Consider the following 23,597-nt stretch of genomic DNA (forward strand, 5'->3'; position numbering starts at 1 on the left):
TATCATAAAGATTTTATTCGTGGAATAAAAATTCCATAATATACAAATTTTTTGATAATTTCAAATTTTGTTATTAAATAGAATGTTATAGAAAAAATGTATAGAATATGATTATTGGTTTTGGTTAAATTTTCATTAAAGTACAAATAATGATATAATTTTTATAAAAGAGAATTAGTTTTATAGGTGTGTGATGAGATGCAGGTAAATAATAATTTATTTAGACAAATTACAGAGACTAAATATCTTACAGCTGAAAATGCTTGGCGTTATAGAACTATACTTCGATATTTTTATTATCAATATAAAATATTGGGTATACATGGAGGGAATTTTAAATGAAATTATCAAGTAAGGAATTGCAATTAGTAAAAGAATTAATAAAAGAAAAGATAGAAGATATTAAACATGAAATAGATATTTTAGATGATAATTGTAATACTCTACTAGTAAATGAAGATTTGTTCAATGAAGTAGAAATTACTAAAGAAGAATTTTTGAAGAAAATAGATGAATATGAAGAGATATTAAAAAAACTTTCTTTTTAAGAAATAAAACCTTTAAGGAATTTATATTTTATTTTCCTTAAAGGTTTTTTAGATTTTTTAATTATCGTCTCCAATTTAATAGTTTTTTTTCTAGATAAACTACTCCTTGATACATAGCAGTGGCAAGTATTGATAGAATGATAACGCTAGTCATAACTATATCAAACCTGAATATTTGACTTCCGTAGACAATCAAGTATCCTATCCCAGCTCTTGAAACCATAAACTCTCCGACGATTACACCTACCCATGATAATCCGACATTTATTTTTAAAGCATTTATTATTGTAGGTATACTAGCTGGAATGATGACTTTTTGGAGTATTTGAATTTTTGTAGCTCCAAAAGTTTTAAGCATTTTTATTTTACTTTCCTGTACTTGTTTAAAGCCACTATATACACCTAAAATAGTTACAACTAGAGAAATCATAAGAGCTGTAACTATTATTCCTGATATACCTGCTCCAACCCAAACTATTATTATAGGTGCTAAAGCTGTTTTAGGCAGTGCATTAAGTACAACCATATAAGGGTCTAAAACTTTGGATATAAAATCTGACCACCAAAGAAGTATAGCTATAAGAGTTCCTAGAAATGTTCCTAAAATAAAGCCAACTACAGTTTCAAATATACTTATGCCAATATGTTTTAAAAGGGAACCATTAAATAATAATTTTAAAAACAACTTCCACATTTCAGAAGGTGAGCTGGTTAAAAAAGTATCTATTAATTTCAGTCTTGCTGCGATTTCCCATAATGAAAAGAATAAAACTAATATAGCTATTTGAGTAAGTAAAATAGCTTTCTTTTTTCTTTTAACTTTTTGCAAAAATTCAATATGTTCTTTTGAATATTTTTTATTATCATTCATGTATATCCAGCTCCTTCCATATAATATTAAAATAATCTTTAAATTCAGGAGCTTTTCTAGAGGTTAGAGGAGTTCTTTCAACATCTAAAGTTAATTTTATTTCATGAATAGATTTTATTTTTGCTGGTCTGCCGGACAAAACGATTACTCTATCGGACATAGAAATGGCTTCTGCCAAGTCATGTGTAACTAAGATGGCAGTTTTCTTTTCTTTTTTAATTATAGTACCAACATCATCTGCTACTCTTAAACGAGTTTGATAATCTAGTGCTGAAAAGGGTTCATCTAATAATAATAGTTCGGGTTCTGTAGCGAGTGTTCTTATAAGTGCAACCCTTTGTCTCATTCCGCCGGAAAGCTGATTCGGATAGTGATATTTAAAATCTCCTAGTCCATAGATTTCTAGAAGTTTTTCTGCTTTTGCTATTTTATCTTTTGTGAGTCTGTTTTGCACTTCCAGACCAATTAAAACATTTTTTATTATATTTCTCCATTCAAAAAGATTATCATTTTGAAACATATAACCAATTTTTTTATCACATTTTTTCACTTCTATACCATTAATAAATATTTTTCCAGATGATGGTTTAATGAGTCCTGCAATTAAAGACAAGAGAGTAGATTTACCGCAGCCACTTGGACCAACGATTGATACAATTTCGTTTTTATAAACAGAAAGAGACAAATTGCTTATAGCTAATGTCTCTTCGGTTATAGTATGATATGTTTTATATAAATTTTGTATTTCTACTACTTTATCACTATATATCATCTATATCCTCCTATCAAAAAATGTTCATAATTTAGTTTATTCTTACATAGATTAAATTGTTACTAGACTTATATTAAATAGGTGCAAACTTTTTTAGAGGAAATGCAGCAAGTATGAAGAAGTAATAAAAATATGTAGTTTTAAGTAATAATTTGGAGGAAAAAATGGAAAATATTAAAATATTAAATGGATTGTAACAAGATATAAATATAAGAGCACCTCCGCTAAAGAATTATTGTAAAATATAAAAAATAATAACGGAGGGATAGAAATGAATGAAAAAAGCTCTGATATGATTAGTGAATATTTAGAAGTATGGGAAAGAGAGTTTAAAGGATGGGACTTTTCATATTTAGAAAAGTATGGCAGAATGAGAGAATTTCCATTGAGTTGGAATTATTATAATGAAATAAGAAAGTATTTGAAAGATAGTCAATCTTTATTAGATATGGGAACAGGTGGAGGAGAATTTTTATCAGAATTAATTCCTTTACCTAAAAAAACATGTGCAACAGAAGGATATAGACCTAATTTAGAAATAGCAAAAAAACGTCTTGAACCTTTAGGAGTAAAAGTTTATGAGATAAAAGAAGATGATAATATGCCTTTTGATGACGAAGAATTTGATTTGATAATCAATAGACATGAATCATATTCAGAAAAAGAAGTAAGAAGGATATTAAAAAAAGGTGGATATTTTATAACACAGCAAGTAGGAGGATGTAATGATAAAGAATTGAATATGTATTTAAATGCTGAGCCATTTGAATATAGAGAGTGGGATTTAGATAAAGCAGTTAAAAATTTAGAGAAGAATAATTTTAAAATAATAAAGAGGAAGGAAGATAAAACTAAAACACGATTTTATGATATATGTGCAGTGATATATTATTTGAAAGCAATTTCGTGGCAAATATCAGATTTTAGTATTGATAAATATTATATTAAATTAAGGGAACTAGATTTTTTAATTGAAGAAATGGACTATATTGATGTAACATGTCATAGATTTATTATAATAGCTTGTAAAAATTAGAGAAAAAGATTAAAAGTCATTAGTTTGATAAGGATGTATATTTAATGAAAAATAAAGATTAAACTTTACAAATAAATATTTAAACAGGTGGTAGGTATCAAAAATGTCAAAAAATACGATTATAAAAATGTTAATAAGTATTACATTTATTTTAATTATCATATTAAATAATTTAGTTTTTATACCTGCAAAGAATATTAACCGATATATAACTTATACTTTTGATAAAAGCAATGATGAATTGGCATATGTAATTAACGATTTAAGCAATGAAATATATTCAGCAGATGAAGAAAAGCTAAAAAATAAAGAATATATAGAAGAAATTTTTAGAAAAGCTAATAGAAAATTAGGACTTTGGGAGAGAATTATGAATACTTTATACTTATTAAACAAGAATTTTAAATTTAAAGATGTATGTGAATTAAAATACTATTTTTATACAATTATAGATAAGGGAGAATTGACAGAAGAAGATTTAAAGGCTTTAAAAGAAATATTTGAAACAATTAATTATATAAATCCGGGAATAGATGAAGAAGTAGAAAAAACGTATTTTTATGTTCGGCCTGGTAAAAGAGTAAAAGAATCTTTAGAAAAGATATTTAAAATTTGTGAGGAAATGAATTCTAAGTATTATTCAAAATAATTGTTTAATATGTTCAAATTAAAATAGACGAATATTAAATTTTAAGTGAAAAACAAATAAAATTATAAAAAATTATTTTTTATGACAAAATACGACAAACAAACTTTTAATGATGTGCTATAATACAAAATTAGTATGTAGAAGTATTATTATTGAAAAAAGTTAATAATGAGAAAATCGGATTTTGATAAAGGCAAACTTATCGAAAGATAAGGACGCAAAGCCAAGGGCCTAAAGTAAAGAACTTTCTTTACTATGGCAGCCGGTTACCGTAAATCCAAGTAGGCCCTTTTTACTTTTTACGGTAAAAAGGGCTTTTATTAGTTTATTTGAATTAAGTGGAAGAAACAATTATGCAAAAGAGAAGGGATGGAAATGTTGGTAAAAAATACTGATGCTTATTTTGATTATTTAACAGGTTTATATAATAGGTTATATTTATTTGAAAATTTTTCAGAAAATATTAATGAATTTATAGTAGTATTTTTAGATATTGATGATTTTAAGTATATAAATGATACATATGGTTATGAAATAGGTGATGAGTTTTTAAAAAAATTTGTAAGAAGGCTATCTAAAATTGTTGGGAATAGAGGAAAAGTGTTTAGTTATAATGCAGACAAATTTTTAGTTCTTTTTCCTAAGGAAAATTTTAAAGATATTTATGAAAAAGTTGAATTGCTTTTTCAAAAATTAAAAGAGATAATAATAGTTGGAGATATAGAGATTGCATGTTCAATAAGTATTGGTATTTATATAACAGAAAAAGATGATAAAATTGATGATGCTATAAAAAAAGCTGAGATAGCAATGCAAGAGGCAAAACAAAAAGTAAAGGGGCAATATGTATTTTATAAACATCAAATTGAAAAAGAAAAAATGAGAAAGGCTAATATACTAACAGAATTGAAAAAATCAATTTTAAGAAATGAGCTATATATACTGTATCAGCCAATTTTAAGTGTAAAGGGAAATAAAATACAAGAAGTAGAAGCATTGTTAAGATGGAATAATGAAAAATTAGGAGAGGTTTCACCAGTAGAATTTATTCCTATTGCAGAAGAAACTGGTTTTATTAGAGAAATGGGCTTTTGGGTTATAGAAGAAGTATGTAGACAAATTAAAGAGTGGGAAAAGAAAAATTTGGATTTAAAAGTAGCAATAAATATTTCACCTAATCAGTTTAAAGACAAAATGTTTTTTGAAAATTATAAATATATAGTCAAAAATAATAATGTAAAATTTAGTAAAATTAAATTTGAAATAACCGAAACCCAAATATTTAAAACAGAAGAAAAAACAGTTGAAAATTTATTAGAAATTATGAAACTTGGTACTAAAATATCTTTAGATGATTTTGGAGCTGGTTATTCTTCTATGAAAAATATGATTCTTATTCCTTGTTCCGAAATAAAAATAGATAAAATTTTTATTGATTATATAACTAAAGATACAAAAATTCAAAATTTAATAGCATCTATTATACATACTGCACACAGATTGGGATATGATGTAATTGCAGAAGGGGTTGAATATAAAGAACAATATGATAAATTATTAGAGTATGATTGCGAAAAAATACAGGGATATTTTATTAGTAGACCTATTGGTGAGAAGGATATAATTAAATTTATAAAAAGAAGAAGTAGTTAAAAAGAAAAAATATATTCTTAAGAATAAAATTTGATAAGTGTTATATTGTAAAGAATTTAATTGATAATATTTAAAAGTTAGATTATTTGGGGGTAAAATAAAATACATGTGTATAGAATGTAATTATATGCAAAGGATTGGTAATGAGAATAATGTAGTTTATTTAGATTCTCCTATAGGTTTTATTGAAATCCAATCTAATGAAGGGAAAATAATAAGTTTGGATTTTGTTGAAGAGAAGAAATATAAAGAAAAATTTTGTCCTATATTAGAAGAAGCAAAAAGACAGTTGAAAGAATATTTTAATAGACAAAGAAAGGAGTTTAATTTACCTATAAAATTAAAAGGGACAGATTTTCAAAAGAAGGTTTGGAATGAACTTATTAAAATACCTTATGGAAAAACCTGTTCATATAAAGATATAGCTAAAAGAATAGGAAATAAAAATGCAAGTAGAGCAGTTGGAAATGCTAATAATAAGAATAAAATAGCAATCATTATTCCTTGTCATAGAGTAGTAGGCAGTGATGGAAGGTTAGTGGGATACGAAGCAGGATTATGGCGCAAAAAATGGCTTTTAGAACATGAAAAGAGTTTGTAAGAAATATTTAAAACCTATGATGTTCCTATATTTTAAGGAATTATCATAGGTTTTTATTTTAAAGTGATGTATGTTATTTATAAAAGTTTTTATGTTGTTTATTAATAAGTTTAAATATATTATTTGCTATATATTTTGACCCTTTAATGGAAAATATTTGTATTAATTGTTGTTTTATAAGATTTTTGAGAAGCATTTCAAAGTAGTATTTTAGTAAAGGCTGCATTATAGGATTATTGAGCATATTTATAGAATTATTTTTTGTTCTAAGCTTTTTTGTGTTTTTAGTATTTGTGATAATTAAATTATTATTATAATTGGGATTTTTTTTATTAAAAGAATTTTGAGGTCTATTATTGTTAGTCATTTTATCACCTCTAATATATAATATTACCTTGTCTTGATTTTGTTGAATTTTAAAATATTATGCTGATGTATATTTATTTTACATTTATAAAATGATATAAAAAATATCTATAAGATTAATTTTGCAAGTATTTTTGTAAAAAAATTCAAAGTAAAAAAATGGAGTATTTTTTAAGATATTTATACAAGTTATTTGCTTCGTTTTTTAAAATATTTCGAAAATTTTTGATTTTAAAAAAGCATTTAAACCAAAGTAGAGTTTTAATTATTTTTTTGTAGTTAATAGGAATTAAGCAGGTAAAAAATTATGATTTAAAAATAGAGAGAAATTTTAATTATTAAAAAATTTGTTGATATAAAAAATAAAATTACAGTCAAATAGTTAAAAAAATAACAATGTTTTTTAAAAATTTACAGTTTAAATGAAATTGTTTATAGCTTATATTTCATCGAACAACTTTGAAAGATGTTGAAATATCTAATAGTAAGATATAAATTCATAAAATTAAATTTTATATTAACAAAACAAACATTGACAAATATTTGACATAGAGTTATTATATAATTAATACAATTCAAAGTATAAATAAAATTTTCAAAATGGAGGGTGTGAAATGGAGCAGTTAACTATGTTTTTTAAAAAAGTTGATGCTTTTGTATGGGGACCACCTCTGCTTATTTTGCTTGTCGGAACAGGTATTTTTTTGACGTTAAGATTAGGATTTATACAGATAGTAAAACTTCCATTAGCTTTAAAGTATTTATTTACGAAAGATGAAGATAGTAGTGGAGAAGGAGATGTATCGAGTTTTGCCGCTCTTTGTACAGCCCTAGCAGCTACTATTGGTACGGGCAACATAGTAGGTGTTGCTACGGCGATAAAAGCTGGAGGTCCAGGGGCATTGTTTTGGATGTGGATAGCGGCATTTTTTGGTATGGCAACAAAATATTCGGAGGGACTTTTAGCTGTAAAGTATAGGGTTGTAGATGACAATGGACAGATGTCTGGAGGACCGATGTATTACATAGAAAGAGGATTAAATAATAAATTTCTTGCAAAACTTTTTGCTGTATTTGGAATAGGGGTAGCTTTTTTTGGAATAGGTACATTTCCACAAGTTAATGCTATAACAAAAGCAGTAGAAATAACTCTTAATATTCCAATAATTATTTCAGCTTCAATATTGACTATTCTAGTAACATTAGTAACTCTTGGTGGGATAAAGAGTATTTCAAGAGTAGCGGAATTAATAGTTCCATTTATGGCTGTATTTTATATAATTGGAGCTATAATTATATTAGTTTTTAATATAAAATTATTACCTGAAACTGTAATGTTAGTTATAAAGAGTGCATTTACTCCAACAGCTGCAACTGGTGGATTTTTGGGAGCAAGTGTGATGCTTGCAATTAGAAGTGGTGTAGCTAGAGGGGTATTTTCAAATGAATCAGGTTTAGGTAGTGCACCAATTGCAGCAGCTGCAGCTAAAACTAAATCATGTGTAAGACAAGGTTTAATATCTATGACAGGTACATTTTTTGATACAATTATAGTGTGTACAATGACAGGAATAGTTTTGATATTAACAGGTACATGGAAATCTGAACTAGCAGGTGCTGAAATGACAAATGCAGCATTTAAAAGTGGACTTCCTATTCCAATTATTGGACAGTATATAGTTACTATTGGATTAATCTTCTTTGCATTTACTACTATACTTGGATGGAATTATTATGGAGAAAGGTGTACAGAATATTTATTTGGAGTAAAAGGGATAAGAACTTATAAATACATATTTATAATTTTAATAGCTTCAGGTGCATTTTTAAAATTAGATTTGATTTGGATAATTGCAGATATAGTAAATGGATTAATGGCAATACCAAATTTAATTGCTCTTATAGGTTTAAGTGGTGTTATAATTCACGAGACAAAGAAATATTTTGATGAATTTAAGTATAAAGAAACAGAGAATGTTAAATCAGTTGGAAAAATAGGTTAGTTAAGAAGAATAAAAAATACTGTCATATATATTTATATGACAGTATTTTTTAGTCAATATATCGTTTAAAATCTTTTATATAATGGAATATAACTTTTTTTTTCATTTATACTTTTGTAAGCAGGTCTAATAATTTTAGGGTCGCTTACAATTTGTTCTATTCTGTGAGCACACCAACCTGTTATTCTAGAAGTAGCAAATAAAGGTGTATATAGATCAGCAGGGATGTTTAGCATTTCGTATACAAAACCTGAATATAAATCTACATTGGCACTGATTACTACATTTTCTCCTTTTATTTCTTTAAATAATTCAATAGTCAGTTCTTCGATATTTTTATATAAATTAAATTCTTCTACTGCATTTTTTTCTATAGCTAATTCATATGCTTTTTTTTTCAATAAACAAGCTCTCGGGTCAGATTTAGTATATACTGCATGTCCCATACCATATATGAGACCTTTTTTATCAAAGGTTTCTTTTTTTAATATTTTCAATAGATAATCTTTTAGTTTACTTTTATTTTGGTAATCAGGTACATTTTCTTTTATATTTAAAATCATTTCATGAACCATTATGTTTGCTCCACCGTGTTTAGGACCTTTTAATGAACCAACTGCTGCTGCAATAGCAGAATAAGTATCAGTACCACTTGAGGAAACGACATGAGTTGCAAAAGCTGAGTTATTGCCTCCGCCATGTTCTGCATGTATAACTAGACATAAATCTAATGTTTCAGCTTCAGTTTTGGTATATTTATTATCTGCTCTTGTCATAAATAAAATGTTTTCGGCAGTTCCTATACCTTTTTGCGGAGGATGAATAAATAAACTTTTTTTGTCAAAATAGTGGGCTTTTGATTGATAACAGTAAGATATTATTGTTGGAAATCTTGCAATTAATTTTAAACTCTGTTTTAAAATATTTTTAATACTAATATCATCTGGATTTTCATCATGAGAATAAAGAACTAGTATACTTCTTTGGAGTTTATTCATAATATTTTTGCTGGGAATTTTTAAAATCATGTTTTCAGTAAAGTTTTGAGGTAAAGTTCTATATTCATCAAGTAGATTGTTAAAATCATTTAGTTCTTTTTGTGTTGGAAGTTTTCCAAACAATAATAAATATATACATTCTTCAAAGCCATAACGTCCTTCTTTTTGAAAGCCTTCAACTATATCTTCAATGTCAATTCCTCTATAAAATAATTTACCTTCAGTTGGTATTTTTATATTTTTTTCAAATATATAACCATGTACTGAACCAATTTCAGTAAGGCCAACTAAAACACCTGTACCATTATTATTTCTTAAACCTCTTTTAACATTAAACTTATCATAAAATTCTGGCTTTATACGATTGTTTTTTTCAGCTAAGAGTGTTAAGTTATCAAGAAAGCTAGTATTGATTTCTTTAGTGTTCAATTTATACTCCCCCTATTCATCATGCTTAGCTCATGAATTTTTTAATAGTGAGCATATTTTCTATTATTGCTTCTGTCATTTCTGTGGTAGATGATGAGCCACCTAAATCTCTTGTAATATACTTTCCTTCACTTATAGTTTTGGAAACTCCGTCTAATATTAAATTTGATTTTTTTGTTTCACCTATATAATTTAACATCATTGCACCAGATAAGATAATTGCAGTAGGATTAGCTATATTTTTACCTGCAATATCTGGAGCACTGCCATGAACTGCTTCAAAGATTGCCATATTATTACCTATATTTGCACCCGGTACAAGACCAAGACCTCCAACGAGTCCAGCACACAAATCTGATAATATATCACCATATAAATTAGTAGTTACTATAATTTCAAATTGAGATGGATTCATTACCAACTGCATACACATATTGTCTACAATTATTTCTTGTAGCTTAATATCAGGATATTCTTTAGATATTTTTCTTACACAATCTAGAAATAATCCATCGGTTAATTTCATTATATTAGCTTTATGAACTACGGTAATTTTATTTTTGTTATTTTTTTTAGCGTAATTAAATGCAGTTTTAGCTATTTTTAAAGAAGCATTTTTTGTAATAATTTTAATAGCTTCTGCAGAGTTATCAGATATTTTTTTTTCTATGCCGCTATAAAGACCTTCGGTATTTTCTCTAAATATAATTAAATTGACATTTTTAAAAGGTGAATTAACTCCGGGAATAGTTTTTACAATTCTGACATTTGAAAACAAATCGTATTTTTTTCTGAGCATAACGTTTATGCTTCTAAACCCACTTCCAATTGGAGTGGTAATAGGACCTTTTAGTGCTATTTTATTTTTTTCAATACTTTCAAAAACTTTATTGGGAATTAATACTCCTTTTTTCTTATAGACATTTATTCCAGCATTTACAATATCCCAATTTACTTTTAAACCTGTTGCTTCGATTATTTTTTTTGCAGAACTAATTACTTCAGGACCAATTCCATCGCCAGGTATAAGAGTTATATTATACATAAATTCACCTGCTTTCGTGTGTAGATGTATAAGTTTGAAGTTTTGATTAAATATCTATATTAGTTAGGTTAGCATAGTTTAAATATCCGCCGTGTTTTAATATTTCTATATCTCTATGAGAACCTTCAAAAATTAATTGAATAGAAACATTTTTTGTTTTATTAATTAACGTGATTTCTGATTTATTATCAAGAGATTCAATTAAATTGTTGATTTTAATTTCATCAAATTCTTTTAAAAGGTTATAGTCATTTTTATTTTTAAATATGAGTGGAAGAATTCCTGAATTTATTAAATTTGATTTATGAATTCTTGCAAAAGATTTTGCAATAACTGCTTTTATTCCAAGATAAAGTGGGACTAGAGCAGCATGTTCTCTACTGGAGCCTTGACCATAATTTTCTCCACCTATAATAAAACCACCATTATTTTTTTTAGCCCTTATATAGAAATCATCTATGAGTGTCCCAAAACAATATTTGGAAAGTTCAGGTATATTAGATCTATATGGTAAAAGTTTAGCATTTGATGGCATTATATCGTCTGTAGTAATATTATCACTTGTCTTTAATAAAATTTTACCTTCTAGTTTTGATGGTAAAGGCTTATTGATAGGGAATGGTTTAATATTAGGTCCCATTACTACTTCTAAATTATTTCTATTCTTTGGAGGATAAATAAAATAATTATCGTAAACTTCAAATTTATCAGGAATTTCTACAATAGGGGCTTTTCTAAAGGTTGAAGGATTAGTTAAGTATCCGGTAATTGCAGATACGGCTGCAGTTTCGGGACTTACTAAATATACATCTGCATTTTTTGTTCCACATCTGCCTTTAAAGTTTCTATTGAAAGTTCTCAGTGAAATGCCATTTGTTTTAGGAGCTTGTCCCATTCCTATACAAGGGCCACATGTAACTTCAAGGATTCTGGCACCAGCAGCTATTAAGTCGCCAAGAGCACCGTTATCTGACATCATTTTTAATATATTGCTAGAACCGGGGGAAATAATTAAACTAACATCTTTATGGATTTTCCTGCCTTTTAGAATTTTTGCCACTTTCATCAAATCAGTGTAAGAAGAATTTGTACAACTACCTATGGCTACTTGATCGACTTTTATTTTATCTTTAATATCTGAAATTTTTATAACATTATCGGGACTATGTGGCATTGCAGTCATTGGCTGTATGTCATTTAAATTAATGATTATTTTTTTATCATAAACAGCATCATCATCTGCATATAAAGGAACAAAATCTTTTTCTCTGTTTTGTCTTTTTAGAAAATCTTTAGTAATTTCATCGCTAGGAAAAATAGAAGTAGTTGCGCCAAGTTCTGCTCCCATATTTGCAATAGTAGCTCTATCTGTAACAGATAATTCCTTTATTCCATCACCAGAATACTCTATGACATAACCTACTCCACCTTTGACGGTTAACTTCTTTAAAATGTATAAAATAACATCTTTAGCAGATACCCATGGATTCAATTTTCCTTTAAGTTCAATATTAAGTACTTTTGGAACTTTTAAATAATAATATCCCTTTGCTATACCAACAGCTACATCAAGCCCACCGCATCCTATACTAAGCATACCTAAACCTCCACATGTTGGAGTATGACTGTCTGAGCCAATTAGTATACTTCCGGGTTTTCCGAATCTTTCCAAGTGAAGTTGATGACATATGCCGTTTCCGGGTTTGGAGAAGATAATTCCATATTTTGCTGCTGCAGTTTTAATAAATTCGTGGTCATCTGCATTTTCAAAACCTGTCTGAAGAGTATTATGGTCGATATAAGCTACTGATAAATCAGTTTTTATATTTTTTATTTTCATTGATTCGAGTTGGAGGTAAACCATTGTACCTGTTGAGTCTTGAGTTAAAGTTTGATTTACTTTTACTGCTATTTCATTACCTGTTTTTAAATTTCCACTTAATAAATTTTTTTCGAGGATTTTATATGTTAAATTTTTTCCCATATAACTCCACCTTTCATATTTTAGTTAATACAAATCAAATATATTTCAAAAAACAACAAAACTGTATTATTGCATACAAGTATATCACAAGACTTTTTTTTGTCAACAGTATAAATATAAAAAATATTTAGTAATTATAAATTTTTAGATAAGGTTATTAATTTTTGTTTTGAAGTTTTTATAAATAATACATAAATATGAGAAATGATGATAATTATATCTAACAAAGTATATTGTTATTACATGGATGTATGTAGTATTTAGAGGAAATTTTTCACAATATTTTTATGAAATTTTAAAGAGTTTTTTGTGTAAAAAAATGTTATTAGCATTTGACAAAAACTAAAAACGAGGTATAATATAATTAGCATATGCTATTAACAAGGAGGAGATTAGTTTGAATTTTACAAAGGAAAAGCCAAATGAACTAAGTAATATAAAAAAAATTGTAGCTGTTATGAGTGGGAAGGGAGGAGTAGGAAAATCATCTGTTACATCACTTTTGGCAATATCTTTGAGAGATAAAGGGTATAATGTTGGTATACTAGATGCAGATATTACAGGACCAAGTATACCTAAGATATTTGGAATTAATGGAAAAAGAGCTACAGGTAATGATAAAGGATTAAACCCTGTAGTTACGACTTCTGGAATAAAAGTAATATCATTAAATTTATTAGTTGAACAGGAAGATGACCCAGTAGTTTGGAGAGGACCTATAATTTCTGGTACTGTAAAACAGTTCTTTACTGATGTAAATTGGGGTGATATAGATTATTTGCTTATAGACCTTCCACCAGGAACAGGTGATGTACCTCTTACAATTATGCAGTCATTACCTTTAGATGGGATAGTTATAGTTTCATCACCACAGGACCTTGTAAAACTTATCGTAAAAAAATCAGTTAATATGGCAAAGATGATGAATGTACCTATACTTGGAATAGTAGAAAATATGAGTTATTTTGAGTGTCCAGACTGCGGTAAAAAAATAAATATTTTTGGAAAAAGTAAAATAGAAGAAGTATCAAAAGAAATGAACATAGATGTAATTGCAAAACTGCCAATAGATCAGGAATTTGTTGAATTATGTGATGAAGGAAGAATAGAATTATACGGTAAAATAAAATTTGATTTAATGGAAAAACTATCATTAAAACTTACTGAGAAAATGGAAGGTGATGTGAAGTGAAAATATGTATATCAAGCTTAGGTAATCAGAGAAATTCATCTGTAGATTTAAGATTTGGAAGATGTAAGTATTTTGCAATATATGATGATGAAACAAAAGATTTTGAGTTTATAGAAAATGAAAATTCTACAGCTAATAATGGAGCAGGAATAGCTTCAGCTCAAGAAGTGATAGATAATAAGGTAGATGTTGTAATTACTGGAAATGTAGGACCAAATGCTATGAAGCTTTTAAAATCAGCAGGTATTAAAATATATGAAGCAGATGGAAATACTGTTGAAGAAGTATTAAATATGTTTAAAGATAATAAATTGAAAGAAATTGAAAAATCTGTAAATTCTCATTTTGGATTAGGAAATCAACACAGAAGAGGATGGTAATAAAATGCAAATAGCAGTATTGAGTGGAAAGGGAGGAACTGGAAAAACTACTGTTGCTACAAATCTAGCTCATATAATGGGGTGGGCATATGTGGATTGTGATGTTGAAGAACCAAATGGTTTTATATTTTTAAAACCTGAAATAAAAGAAACTAAAAAGGTAGTTTTACCTGTTCCTAAAGTAGATAAAGACAAATGTATACAGTGCAAAAAATGTGTAGATGCTTGTCAATTTAATGCACTAGCTATGCCAAAGGATGAAATAATATTATTTGAAAAATTATGTCATGGCTGTGGAGCGTGTTCACTTATATGTCCTGTAGATGCTATAGATGAAGTACATAGAGAAATAGGAATAATTGATATTGGAAATAATGGAAAAATAGATTGTTTAAGAGGAGTTTTAAATATAGGCGAACCAATGGGTGGACCTGTAATTTCAGATTTAAAAAAGATGGTAACGGAAAAAGATGCATTAATAGACTGTGCTCCCGGAACATCATGTAATGTAGTTAAAGGAATTAAAGAAGTTGATTATGCAGTATTAGTTACTGAACCGACAGAATTTGGATTACATGATTTAGAACTTGCTGTAGAACTTGTTAGAAAAATAGGTATTCCATTTGGGATTATAATTAATAGAGTAGAAAATACTGACAATCTAATAACAAAGTTTTGTAAAGAAAATGATATAGAAATACTTGGTATAATACCATTTAAAAGAGAAATTGCTAAAACCTATTCTAAAGGTGAGCTTTTAGTCGAAAAAGACGATGAAATAAGAAATATTTTTACAGAAATTGCACAGAAGCTTAAGGAGGTGATTCTGTGCAAGTAGTTATAATCAGTGGTAAAGGTGGAACAGGAAAAACAACAATAGCTTCATCTTTAGCTTATTTAAGTGAGAATAAAATAAAAGTTGACTGTGATGTAGATGCATCAAATCTTCATTTGATTTTAAAGGGAAAAGATTTAGAAAAGCATGATTTTATTGGAGCAAAAGTTGCAAAAATTAATTTAGATAAATGTACTAGATGTTTAAAATGTATGGAAGTTTGTAGATATGATGCAATAAAAGATTGTAAAGTCAATGAAATGCTTTGTGAAGGTTGTGGAGCTTGTAAGATTGTTTGCGAGTATGATGCTATAGAGTTAAAAGATGAGATTACTGGACAAACGATAATTACAGAAACTGATAAAGGTATTTTATCAAGAGCAGAAATGGAGGCAGGAGCAGAAGGTTCCGGTAAATTAGTTACAGAGGTAAGAAAGAATGCAATGAAGTATTATAAAGAAAATGAGTTGGTTATATTAGATGGTTCTCCCGGAATAGGATGTGCAGTAATGGCTTCTATTACTGGATGTGATATAGCGTTAATTGTTACTGAGCCTACTCAATCTGGTTTAGAAGATTTTATGAGAGTTCTAGCTACGGTTAAATATTTTGGAGTAAAACCGATTGTATGTATAAATAAATTTGATATTAATACTGAAATGAGCAGTAAAATAGAAGAATTTTGTGAAGGAGAAGCTATTGAGATAGTAGGAAAAATTCCTTTTGATGAATATGCTAATAAAGCGATAAATGAATTAAAGCCAATAGTGGCTTATAAAGACAGTATAGCTGGTAAGGAAATAATAAATATGTGGAATAAAATAAAAAAATTATGGAGGTTATTTAGTATGAAGGTTGCAATTGCAAAAGAGGGTAATTTAGTTTCAGCACATTTTGGACATTGTGAGGGTTTTGAAGTATACGAAATAGAAAACAATGAAATTGTTTCAAAGACATTTGTTGAAAACCCAGGACATAGACCGGGATTTTTACCAAAGTATCTTGCAGAAAGAAATGTAAATGTAATTATTTCTGGAGGAATGGGAGCTAATGCTCAAGAAATTTTTAGAAGAAATAATATAGAAGTAATAGTTGGAGCTAGTGGTGAATTAGAAAATGTAATTAAAGAATTTATAGATGGGAAATTAAAGACTACAAATTCTGTATGCCACGAACACAAACATCATGATAGCTGTGGTAATCACTAGGCAGAATGAATCCATTCTGCCTTTAATTATATTAAATTTGATATGTAATGGGTGATAAAATTGGAAAATAAAATTGATAAAATAAAAGCGATTTTACAAAAAAATGATTATAGAGTTACAGAGGGAAGAAAAGAAATAATAAAAGTTTTTGTAAATTCAAATAGACATTTAAGTCCTTTAGAAGTATATGAATTAGTAAAAGATAAAAATATCAGTTTACCAACTGTTTATAGAACTATAGATATTCTTAAGAGCAATGGGATAATAAAAGAAGTATCTTTTAATAATGAAAGGTATTTTGAATTAAAACTTTTTAGTCAAAAGTGTATGCACATACATTTTAGATGTCAAAAATGTGGAAAGATAATAGATATATACGATACGAACATCATTCTTAAATTAATAGAAATAAGAAATGAGCTTGAGAAGCAGTATGATTTTTTAATAGAAGATGTTTCAGCTACACTTTGTGGTTTGTGCTCTGAATGTAGAAAGGGGTGATGTTTTGCCAAGACCGGTTAAACCGAGAAGAATTGCATTTATGCCTGAAAATAAATATTTTGTGCCTTTAGGAAAGAGGAAATGTGAACTTGATGAAATTAAATTGAAATTAGAAGAACTTGAAGCTATGAGATTAAAAGATATAGAAAAACTAAGTCAAGAAGAATGTGCACAAAAAATGAATGTTTCTAGACAGACTTTTCAGCTCATTATTGATTCTGCAAGGAAAAAAGTAGCACAGGCTTTAACCGAGGGAAAAGCTATAAATATCGAGGGTGGAAATTATACACTTAATATATGTAAATATAAATGCAATAATTGTGGTTTGATATTTGATGAAGCATATGAAAAAGAAGTTAGAAATTGTCCAAAATGTAATTCTAATGATATACAGTGTATAGATAAAGGTGTATTTTGCCATAAGAGATGTAGAAGACGAAAAGGATGTATTTTGTAAAGAAATCATCCTTTATTTTTTGACATTTTATGATTTAAGTATTATTTTGCAGAAAATATGGTATTTATGGAAATTAAGTAGATAGGTGATTAAAGTTGAAAAACTTTAAAATCTTTATTGAAATTTATATAATGAAAGTTGTATAATGATATGGAACCGGTAACATATTTGAACAAAACGATTTCTTTGATAATTTAGGAGGAACAAAAATGGCTGTTACTATAAAAGATATAGCAAAGGCTGCAGGAGTATCTAGAGCAACGGTTTCAAGGGTTTTAAACGATTCAGGATATGTCAGGGAAGAAACTAGGCAAAAGGTTTTAAAGGCAATAAAAGAATTAAATTACACTCCAAGTGCCATAGCGAGGAGTTTGTCTACAAGTAGAACAAATACAATAGGTGTTATAGTACCAGAAATAAACAATCCTTTTTTTGGTGAAATAATTAAAGGTATTAGTCAGGTAGCTGATGAACACAATTTAAACATAATTTTATGTAATACAGACGATAATAAAGAAAAAGAGCTGAAAGCTCTTAAGCTCCTTAAACAGCAGAGAATAGAAGGAATAATTATAACTCCTACTTATCCAGAAGATGAATTTAATAGAGAATATTTAAGTAGTCTTGAAAACTTAGGAATTCCAATAGTTTTATTAGACGGACATGTTGAGTATTTTAATTTTAGTGGAGTTTTTATAGATCATATAAAAGGAGCTTATGATGCAGCAACTGCTTTAATAGAAGCAGGACATAGAAAGATAGCAATAATTACTGGATATATGAATTCAAGACCAGCAAGAGAAAGATTAATAGGATATAAAAAGGCTTTAGAGATTAATAATATACCAGTTGAAGAAAAATATATTTTTTATGGAGATTATACCCATGAAACTGCATACAACATAACAAAAGAAATATTGAATATGAAAGATAGACCTACTGCCATTTTTGTAATGAGTAATATGATGATTTTAGGATGTATGAAAGCTTTTTATGAAGAAAATATAAGAGTTCCAGAAGATATGGCTATAATAGGTTTTGATAAAATAGATGTACTAAATATTATAGGAATGAATATAAGTTTTGTAAATGGTCCAACTATTGAAATGGGCAAAATGGGTATGAAGATACTTATTGAAAGTTTAAATAATGGAAAAGATGTTAAGGAGCTAAAGAGGATTATTTTGATGCCAAAACTTGTTTTGAAAGGTTCAGAAAAATTAGTTAAAAAGTAAATTTATTGGATATTATAAATAATTTAATATTAATTAAAATGTAACCGGTTACATTTTACTAAGGTTAATTTATGTTTAATTTAAAATAAATAAAAAGGAGATGGAAAAGATGGAATTACAAAAATATATTGATCATACTTTATTAAAACCTCAAGCAACTGAAGAGCAAATAATTAAGGTGTGTAGTGAAGCTAAAAAATACGGATTTGCTTCTGTATGTGTAAATCCATATTATACTTCATTAGTAAGAAAAGAACTTGAAGGAACAGATGTAAAAACTTGCGTAGTTATAGGTTTCCCATTAGGAGCTAATACAAAAGAAGTAAAGGCGTTTGAAACAAAACAGGCTATTGAAAATGGTGCGCAAGAAGTAGATATGGTAATAAATATAGGGGCTTTAAAAGATAAAAAATATGATGTAGTAAGAGATGATATTAAAGCAGTAGTTGATGCAGCTAAAGGAAAAGCATTAGTAAAAGTAATAATAGAAACTTGTCTTTTAACTGATGAAGAAAAGATTAAAGCATGTGAGATTGCTAAAGAAGCTGGTGCAGATTTTGTAAAGACTTCAACTGGATTTTCTACAGGTGGAGCAACAGTTGAAGATGTAAAATTAATGAGAAAAACTGTAGGACCTGATATGGGAGTAAAAGCTTCAGGAGGAGTAAGAAGCAAAGAAGATGCTGAGGCTGTTATTAATGCAGGTGCAAATAGGATAGGAGCTAGTGCTTCTGTAGCTATTGTTGAAGGAATTAAAACAGCAAATAAGGGGTATTAAAATAATAAAGGCATCTTACAAGGATATATGAAATTTGATAAATATTTAAATGTTTTTTATAGGAAAACTTGTAAGATGCTTTGTTCAAATAAGTAAAATTTTAGCACAGGGGAAAACATTTTCTGGATAGTAATTCAAATTATATTAAATCAGGAGGCAGATATGAATAAAAAATTGCTGGTTAAAAAGGCTCTTGAGGCAAAGGAAAATGCTTATGCACCTTATTCTGGTTTTAAAGTAGGGGCTGCAGTTTTAACAGAGAGTGGAAAGATATATACGGGTTGTAATATAGAAAATGCATCATATACGCCAACTATTTGTGCTGAAAGGACTGCTATATCAAAAGCAGTATCAGAAGGAGAAAGAAAAATAGTAGCTATAGCAGTTACTGGAGATTCTGAATGGACTTATCCTTGTGGCGTTTGTAGACAAGTAATAAGAGAATTTGGTGAAGATGTAACAGTAATAGTTGTAAAATCAGAAGATGAATACAGAGAATATTCCTTAAAAGAACTATTACCTTTTAGTTTTGGTCCTGAAAATTTAAAATAAATTAGGAATAATGAGGTGAATAATATGAGAATGTACGATTTGATAATGAAAAAGAGAAATGGTGAGGAATTGACAACTGAGGAAATTAATTTTTTCGTTGAAGGTTATACAAAAGGTGAAATTCCAGATTATCAGGTTTCTGCTCTTATGATGGCAATATATTTTCAAAAGATGAATAAGAGGGAAACAGCAGATTTAACAATGGCTATGGTGAAAAGTGGAGAAGTGGTTGACCTTTCAGGGATTGAAGGTATAAAAGTTGACAAACACAGTACAGGTGGTGTAGGAGATACAACGACTTTAATTCTTGGACCTATCGTTGCAGCTGCAGGAGTACCTGTAGCAAAGATGTCAGGTAGAGGTCTTGGTCATACTGGTGGTACAATAGATAAATTAGAATCATTTAAAGGTTTTTCAGTAGATATGCCTATTGAAAAATTTATTGAAAATGTGAATGATATAAAAATTGCAATAGGAGGACAGACAGCTAATTTAGCTCCGGCAGATAAAAAATTATATGCACTGAGAGATGTTACTGCAACAGTAGATAATATATCTTTAATTGCTAGTAGTATAATGAGCAAAAAAATTGCTTCGGGGGCAGATGCTATCGTATTAGATGTTAAGACGGGTAGTGGAGCATTTATGAAGAATGAAGAAAGTTCCTTTGAACTTGCTAAGGAAATGGTTGATATAGGAACTAATGTTGGAAGAAAAACAGTAGCTATAATAACTGATATGGATCAGCCGTTAGGTTATGCTGTTGGGAATATATTAGAAGTTAAAGAGGCTATAGAAACTCTAAAGGGAAATGGACCTTCCGATTTAACAGAACTTTGTTTGACATTAGGTTCATATATGCTTCTTTTAAGTGAGAAAGTTACGGATTTAGATGAAGCTAGAAGAATTTTAAAAGATATTATAAGATCAGGTAAGGGTATTGAAAAATTAAAAGAGCTTGTTGAGGCACAGGGTGGAGACCCAGCTTTTGTTGATAATCCGTCATTATTTGAAAAAGCAAGTATTATTGAACCTATTATTGCTTCAAAAGAAGGATATATAAAAGGAATAAAGGCTGATGATATAGGAAGGGCAGCTCTTGTCTTAGGAGCAGGACGTGAGACTAAGGAAAGTGAAATAGATTTATCAGTAGGAGTTGTTCTTCACAAAAAAATAGGAGATTATGTAAAGAAAGGTGAAGCTATTGCAACTATTCATGCTAATGATGATGAAAAGAAAAAAGTGGCTACTAAAATGATTTTGGAAGCATATGAGATAGTAAATGAAAAAGTTGAAAGAAAACCATTGATAAAAGGAATTGTTACTGAAAAAGGAATAGAAAAATTTTAAATAAAGTTTATGCAGTCGTAAATGTAAAGAGTAAAGATAGTTTTGCATTTTAGAAATTTTATTTAAATGAAAAATTATTTACTATAAAAAATTATCCTATAGAGTAGATATAAAAAAGTCTACTTTATAGGATATTTTTATGTTGTTGATGGCATGAAAATTTTATTAAAAATTTGTAAATATGAATTTAAACAAATTAAAGTTAATAATGTGAATTTACAAAAAAATTTTAAATGTAAAAAAATAGAAGCTTTTAAAATTTGCATAAATTATGTATAATAATTTGAAGGGTATATAATTTCAGTTTCCCGGGAAATATAAAATATTTAATAAGCTGTTTTTATAAGAAATAATAATAAGTTGGGGTGACATGAGTGTACATAGGAGTAGATTTAGGTGGGACAAATATTGCAGTTGGTATAGTAAGCAGAGATGGAAGTTTGAAGTATGATAAATCTATACCAACTAAAAGAGAAAGAAAGCCAGATGAGATTATAAGAGATATTATAAATGTAATTAATGAAATAATTAAAGAATATGGAGTTGAAAGAGAAACTATTAAAGCAATAGGTATAGGTATACCGGGTATAGCAGATAAAAAAGGAAATGTAATTCAGTGTGTAAATTTAAATTGGACTGATATACCACTTAAAACACCTATGGAAAAGGAATTAGGCATTCCAGTATTTATTGATAATGATGCTACTTTGGCAGGACTTGCAGAGTATGAAATAGGTGTTATGAAAGGTAAGGAAAGTGGAGTATTTATAACTCTTGGAACAGGTGTTGGCGGAGGAATTATCATAAATGGAAAAATTCATACTGGATTTAATAATGTAGGTTCTGAGATAGGACATATGATTGTTGGAGAAAATTATTATGATTGTAATTGTGGTAGAAATGGATGTTTAGAAACTTTTGCTTCGGCAACAGCACTCATAAATTATACGAGAAAGTTGATAGAAGAAGGAAATAGTGAAACAATAATAAATGAAAAAATAAATGGAGATTTAAACAAATTAAATGGCAAAATAATTATTAATGCTGCTAAAGAAGGCGATAAGTTAGCTAATAAGGCAGTAGACAGATTAGTTAAGTATCTAGCAATAGGTATCATGAATATTACAAGTGTTATCGATCCTGAAATATTTGCAATAGGTGGAGGACTTTCAAGAGCAGGAGATTTTCTTTTAGATAAAATAAGAAATGAAGTTTCAAAAAATAAATATTTTAAGGCTTTACCAGTTGGAAAAGTGGTTTTGGCAAAATTAGGAAGTGAAGCGGGTATTATTGGAGCAGCAATGCTTGGAAAGAGCAATGTAAAATAGTACAATATTTAAATTTTAGGAGGTGTATGACATTGAAAACAATAGGAGTTTTAACAAGTGGTGGAGATGCACCGGGAATGAATGCTGCCATAAGAGCAGTAGTGAGAACAGCAATTTATAATGGAATAAAAGTAATGGGAATAGATAGAGGATACAATGGACTAATCAATGGAAACATAAAGGAAATGGATTTATCTTCAGTAGGAGATATTATACACAGGGGAGGAACAGTCCTAAGAACAGCAAGATGTGAAGAATTTAAAACAGAAGAAGGAAGACAAAAAGCGCTTACAGTACTAAAAGTATTTGGAATAGAAGGACTTGTAGTAATAGGAGGAGATGGCTCGTTTCAGGGAGCACAAAAACTAAGCCATGCAGGAATAAAGACGATAGGAATACCCGGAACAATAGACAATGATTTAGCATATACAGACTATACAATAGGATTTGATACAGCACTAAATACAGTACTGGATTCAGTAAGTAAAATAAGAGATACATCTGCATCACATGGAAGAGCAAACATAATAGAAGTAATGGGAAGACACTGCGGAGATATAGCACTTTACTCAGGACTTGCAGGAGGAGCAGAAAGTATAATAGTACCGGAAGAAGATTTTGACATAGACAGTATATGTAAGAAATTAATACAAGGAAAAAATAGAGGAAAACTTCACAGTATAATAATGCTGGCAGAAGGGATAGGAAATGCATTTGAGCTTGGAAAAGAAATAGAAGAAAAGACAGGAATAGAAACGAGAGTAACAATACTTGGACACGTACAAAGAGGAGGAAGTCCTACAGCATTTGACAGAATACTTGCAAG

24 protein-coding genes and 1 riboswitch are annotated in these 23,597 nt (G+C 28.4%); of the genes, 19 read left to right on the forward strand and 5 right to left on the reverse strand.

Annotated elements, in window-relative coordinates; genetic code table 11:
* Positions 1-198: 198 nt before the first annotated feature.
* Both BUA90_RS12255 and BUA90_RS05380 read left to right on the forward strand, forming a co-directional pair.
* Positions 199-342, forward strand: a complete 144-nt coding sequence (locus BUA90_RS12255; protein ID WP_120240146.1) for a DUF2397 family protein — start codon at positions 199-201, stop codon at positions 340-342.
* Positions 339-548, forward strand: coding sequence for a hypothetical protein (locus BUA90_RS05380; protein WP_072966402.1), 210 nt, complete (start codon positions 339-341; stop codon positions 546-548). Before BUA90_RS12255 ends, BUA90_RS05380 begins: the two co-directional genes overlap by 4 nt.
* A 61-nt stretch (positions 549-609) precedes the next feature.
* Here BUA90_RS05380 and BUA90_RS05385 read toward each other — a convergent pair whose 3' ends face one another.
* Positions 610-1,419 (reverse strand): ABC transporter permease, encoded by an 810-nt coding sequence (locus BUA90_RS05385; RefSeq protein ID WP_072966404.1) that lies wholly within the window; start codon positions 1,417-1,419, stop codon positions 610-612.
* Positions 1,412-2,191 carry an ABC transporter ATP-binding protein gene (locus BUA90_RS05390; protein WP_072966406.1) on the reverse strand — a complete coding sequence of 260 codons (780 nt, stop codon included), beginning with the start codon at positions 2,189-2,191 and terminating at the stop codon, positions 1,412-1,414. Before BUA90_RS05390 ends, BUA90_RS05385 begins: the two co-directional genes overlap by 8 nt.
* 271 nt (positions 2,192-2,462) lie before the next feature.
* Between BUA90_RS05390 and BUA90_RS05395 the strand changes: the two genes are divergently transcribed.
* The 5 genes from BUA90_RS05395 (at position 2,463) to BUA90_RS05420 (ending at position 8,499) form a co-directional block, all read left to right on the forward strand.
* The gene (locus BUA90_RS05395; RefSeq protein ID WP_072966409.1) at positions 2,463-3,227 is read left to right on the forward strand and encodes a class I SAM-dependent methyltransferase; all 765 of its coding nucleotides are present in this window, start codon (positions 2,463-2,465) and stop codon (positions 3,225-3,227) included.
* A gap of 103 nt (positions 3,228-3,330) precedes the next feature.
* Positions 3,331-3,876 carry a radical SAM protein gene (locus BUA90_RS05400; RefSeq protein WP_072966410.1) on the forward strand — a complete coding sequence of 182 codons (546 nt, stop codon included), beginning with the start codon at positions 3,331-3,333 and terminating at the stop codon, positions 3,874-3,876.
* A gap of 182 nt (positions 3,877-4,058) precedes the next feature.
* Positions 4,059-4,150, forward strand: a riboswitch (cyclic di-GMP riboswitch).
* Between the two features lie 101 nt (positions 4,151-4,251).
* Positions 4,252-5,529 (forward strand): putative bifunctional diguanylate cyclase/phosphodiesterase, encoded by a 1,278-nt coding sequence (locus BUA90_RS05405; RefSeq protein ID WP_159430000.1) that lies wholly within the window; start codon positions 4,252-4,254, stop codon positions 5,527-5,529.
* Positions 5,530-5,635: 106 nt separating this feature from the next.
* Complete coding sequence (locus BUA90_RS05410) at positions 5,636-6,130, forward strand: methylated-DNA--[protein]-cysteine S-methyltransferase (RefSeq protein WP_242945049.1); 495 nt, start codon at positions 5,636-5,638, stop codon at positions 6,128-6,130.
* Positions 6,131-7,110: 980 nt separating this feature from the next.
* Complete coding sequence (locus BUA90_RS05420) at positions 7,111-8,499, forward strand: alanine/glycine:cation symporter family protein (protein WP_072966416.1); 1,389 nt, start codon at positions 7,111-7,113, stop codon at positions 8,497-8,499.
* A 65-nt stretch (positions 8,500-8,564) separates the two neighbouring features.
* On the opposite strand, the gene BUA90_RS05425 is transcribed toward BUA90_RS05420, so the two are convergent.
* Genes BUA90_RS05425 through BUA90_RS05435 form a run of 3 tightly spaced genes read right to left on the reverse strand, consistent with a single transcriptional unit; the run spans position 8,565 to position 12,955 of the window.
* Positions 8,565-9,926 carry a citrate/2-methylcitrate synthase gene (locus tag BUA90_RS05425; protein ID WP_072966418.1) on the reverse strand — a complete coding sequence of 454 codons (1,362 nt, stop codon included), beginning with the start codon at positions 9,924-9,926 and terminating at the stop codon, positions 8,565-8,567.
* A gap of 25 nt (positions 9,927-9,951) precedes the next feature.
* Positions 9,952-10,971, reverse strand: a complete 1,020-nt coding sequence (locus tag BUA90_RS05430; protein WP_072966419.1) for an isocitrate/isopropylmalate dehydrogenase family protein — start codon at positions 10,969-10,971, stop codon at positions 9,952-9,954.
* Between the two features lie 46 nt (positions 10,972-11,017).
* The gene (locus BUA90_RS05435; RefSeq protein WP_072966421.1) at positions 11,018-12,955 is read right to left on the reverse strand and encodes an aconitate hydratase; all 1,938 of its coding nucleotides are present in this window, start codon (positions 12,953-12,955) and stop codon (positions 11,018-11,020) included.
* Positions 12,956-13,412: 457 nt separating this feature from the next.
* Here BUA90_RS05435 and BUA90_RS05440 point away from each other — a divergent pair, with 457 nt between their 5' ends.
* From BUA90_RS05440 to pfkA, 12 genes are all read left to right on the forward strand, one after another.
* Entirely contained in the window at positions 13,413-14,147 is a 735-nt protein-coding gene (locus tag BUA90_RS05440) for a P-loop NTPase (protein WP_094756749.1), read from the forward strand.
* Positions 14,144-14,527, forward strand: coding sequence for a NifB/NifX family molybdenum-iron cluster-binding protein (locus BUA90_RS05445; RefSeq protein WP_072966425.1), 384 nt, complete (start codon positions 14,144-14,146; stop codon positions 14,525-14,527). Before BUA90_RS05440 ends, BUA90_RS05445 begins: the two co-directional genes overlap by 4 nt.
* A gap of 4 nt (positions 14,528-14,531) precedes the next feature.
* Positions 14,532-15,365 (forward strand): nucleotide-binding protein, encoded by an 834-nt coding sequence (locus BUA90_RS05450; protein ID WP_072966427.1) that lies wholly within the window; start codon positions 14,532-14,534, stop codon positions 15,363-15,365.
* Positions 15,356-16,570, forward strand: a complete 1,215-nt coding sequence (locus BUA90_RS05455) for a NifB/NifX family molybdenum-iron cluster-binding protein (protein WP_072966429.1) — start codon at positions 15,356-15,358, stop codon at positions 16,568-16,570. Before BUA90_RS05450 ends, BUA90_RS05455 begins: the two co-directional genes overlap by 10 nt.
* Before the next feature lie 60 nt (positions 16,571-16,630).
* A complete protein-coding gene (locus tag BUA90_RS05460) occupies positions 16,631-17,071 on the forward strand; it encodes a Fur family transcriptional regulator (protein WP_159430001.1) in 441 nt (146 codons plus the stop codon).
* Between the two features lie 4 nt (positions 17,072-17,075).
* Positions 17,076-17,528, forward strand: coding sequence for a DUF134 domain-containing protein (locus BUA90_RS05465; protein WP_072966430.1), 453 nt, complete (start codon positions 17,076-17,078; stop codon positions 17,526-17,528).
* Between the two features lie 209 nt (positions 17,529-17,737).
* The gene (locus BUA90_RS05470) at positions 17,738-18,763 is read left to right on the forward strand and encodes a LacI family DNA-binding transcriptional regulator (protein WP_072966432.1); all 1,026 of its coding nucleotides are present in this window, start codon (positions 17,738-17,740) and stop codon (positions 18,761-18,763) included.
* A 109-nt stretch (positions 18,764-18,872) separates the two neighbouring features.
* On the forward strand, positions 18,873-19,541 hold the full coding sequence (deoC, locus tag BUA90_RS05475; protein WP_072966434.1) for a deoxyribose-phosphate aldolase: 669 nt from the start codon (positions 18,873-18,875) through the stop codon (positions 19,539-19,541).
* 162 nt (positions 19,542-19,703) lie between these two features.
* Positions 19,704-20,093, forward strand: coding sequence for a cytidine deaminase (locus BUA90_RS05480; protein WP_072966435.1), 390 nt, complete (start codon positions 19,704-19,706; stop codon positions 20,091-20,093).
* A 24-nt stretch (positions 20,094-20,117) separates the two neighbouring features.
* Complete coding sequence (locus BUA90_RS05485) at positions 20,118-21,443, forward strand: pyrimidine-nucleoside phosphorylase (protein ID WP_072966437.1); 1,326 nt, start codon at positions 20,118-20,120, stop codon at positions 21,441-21,443.
* Positions 21,444-21,817: 374 nt separating this feature from the next.
* Complete coding sequence (locus tag BUA90_RS05490; RefSeq protein ID WP_072966438.1) at positions 21,818-22,771, forward strand: ROK family protein; 954 nt, start codon at positions 21,818-21,820, stop codon at positions 22,769-22,771.
* 32 nt (positions 22,772-22,803) lie between these two features.
* Positions 22,804-23,597, forward strand: a 794-nt coding sequence (gene pfkA / locus BUA90_RS05495; RefSeq protein WP_072966440.1) for a 6-phosphofructokinase, incomplete at its 3' end; no start/stop codon positions are given.

Source organism: Caminicella sporogenes DSM 14501 (assembly GCF_900142285.1).
Taxonomy (GTDB): Bacteria; Bacillota; Clostridia; order Peptostreptococcales; family Caminicellaceae; genus Caminicella; species Caminicella sporogenes.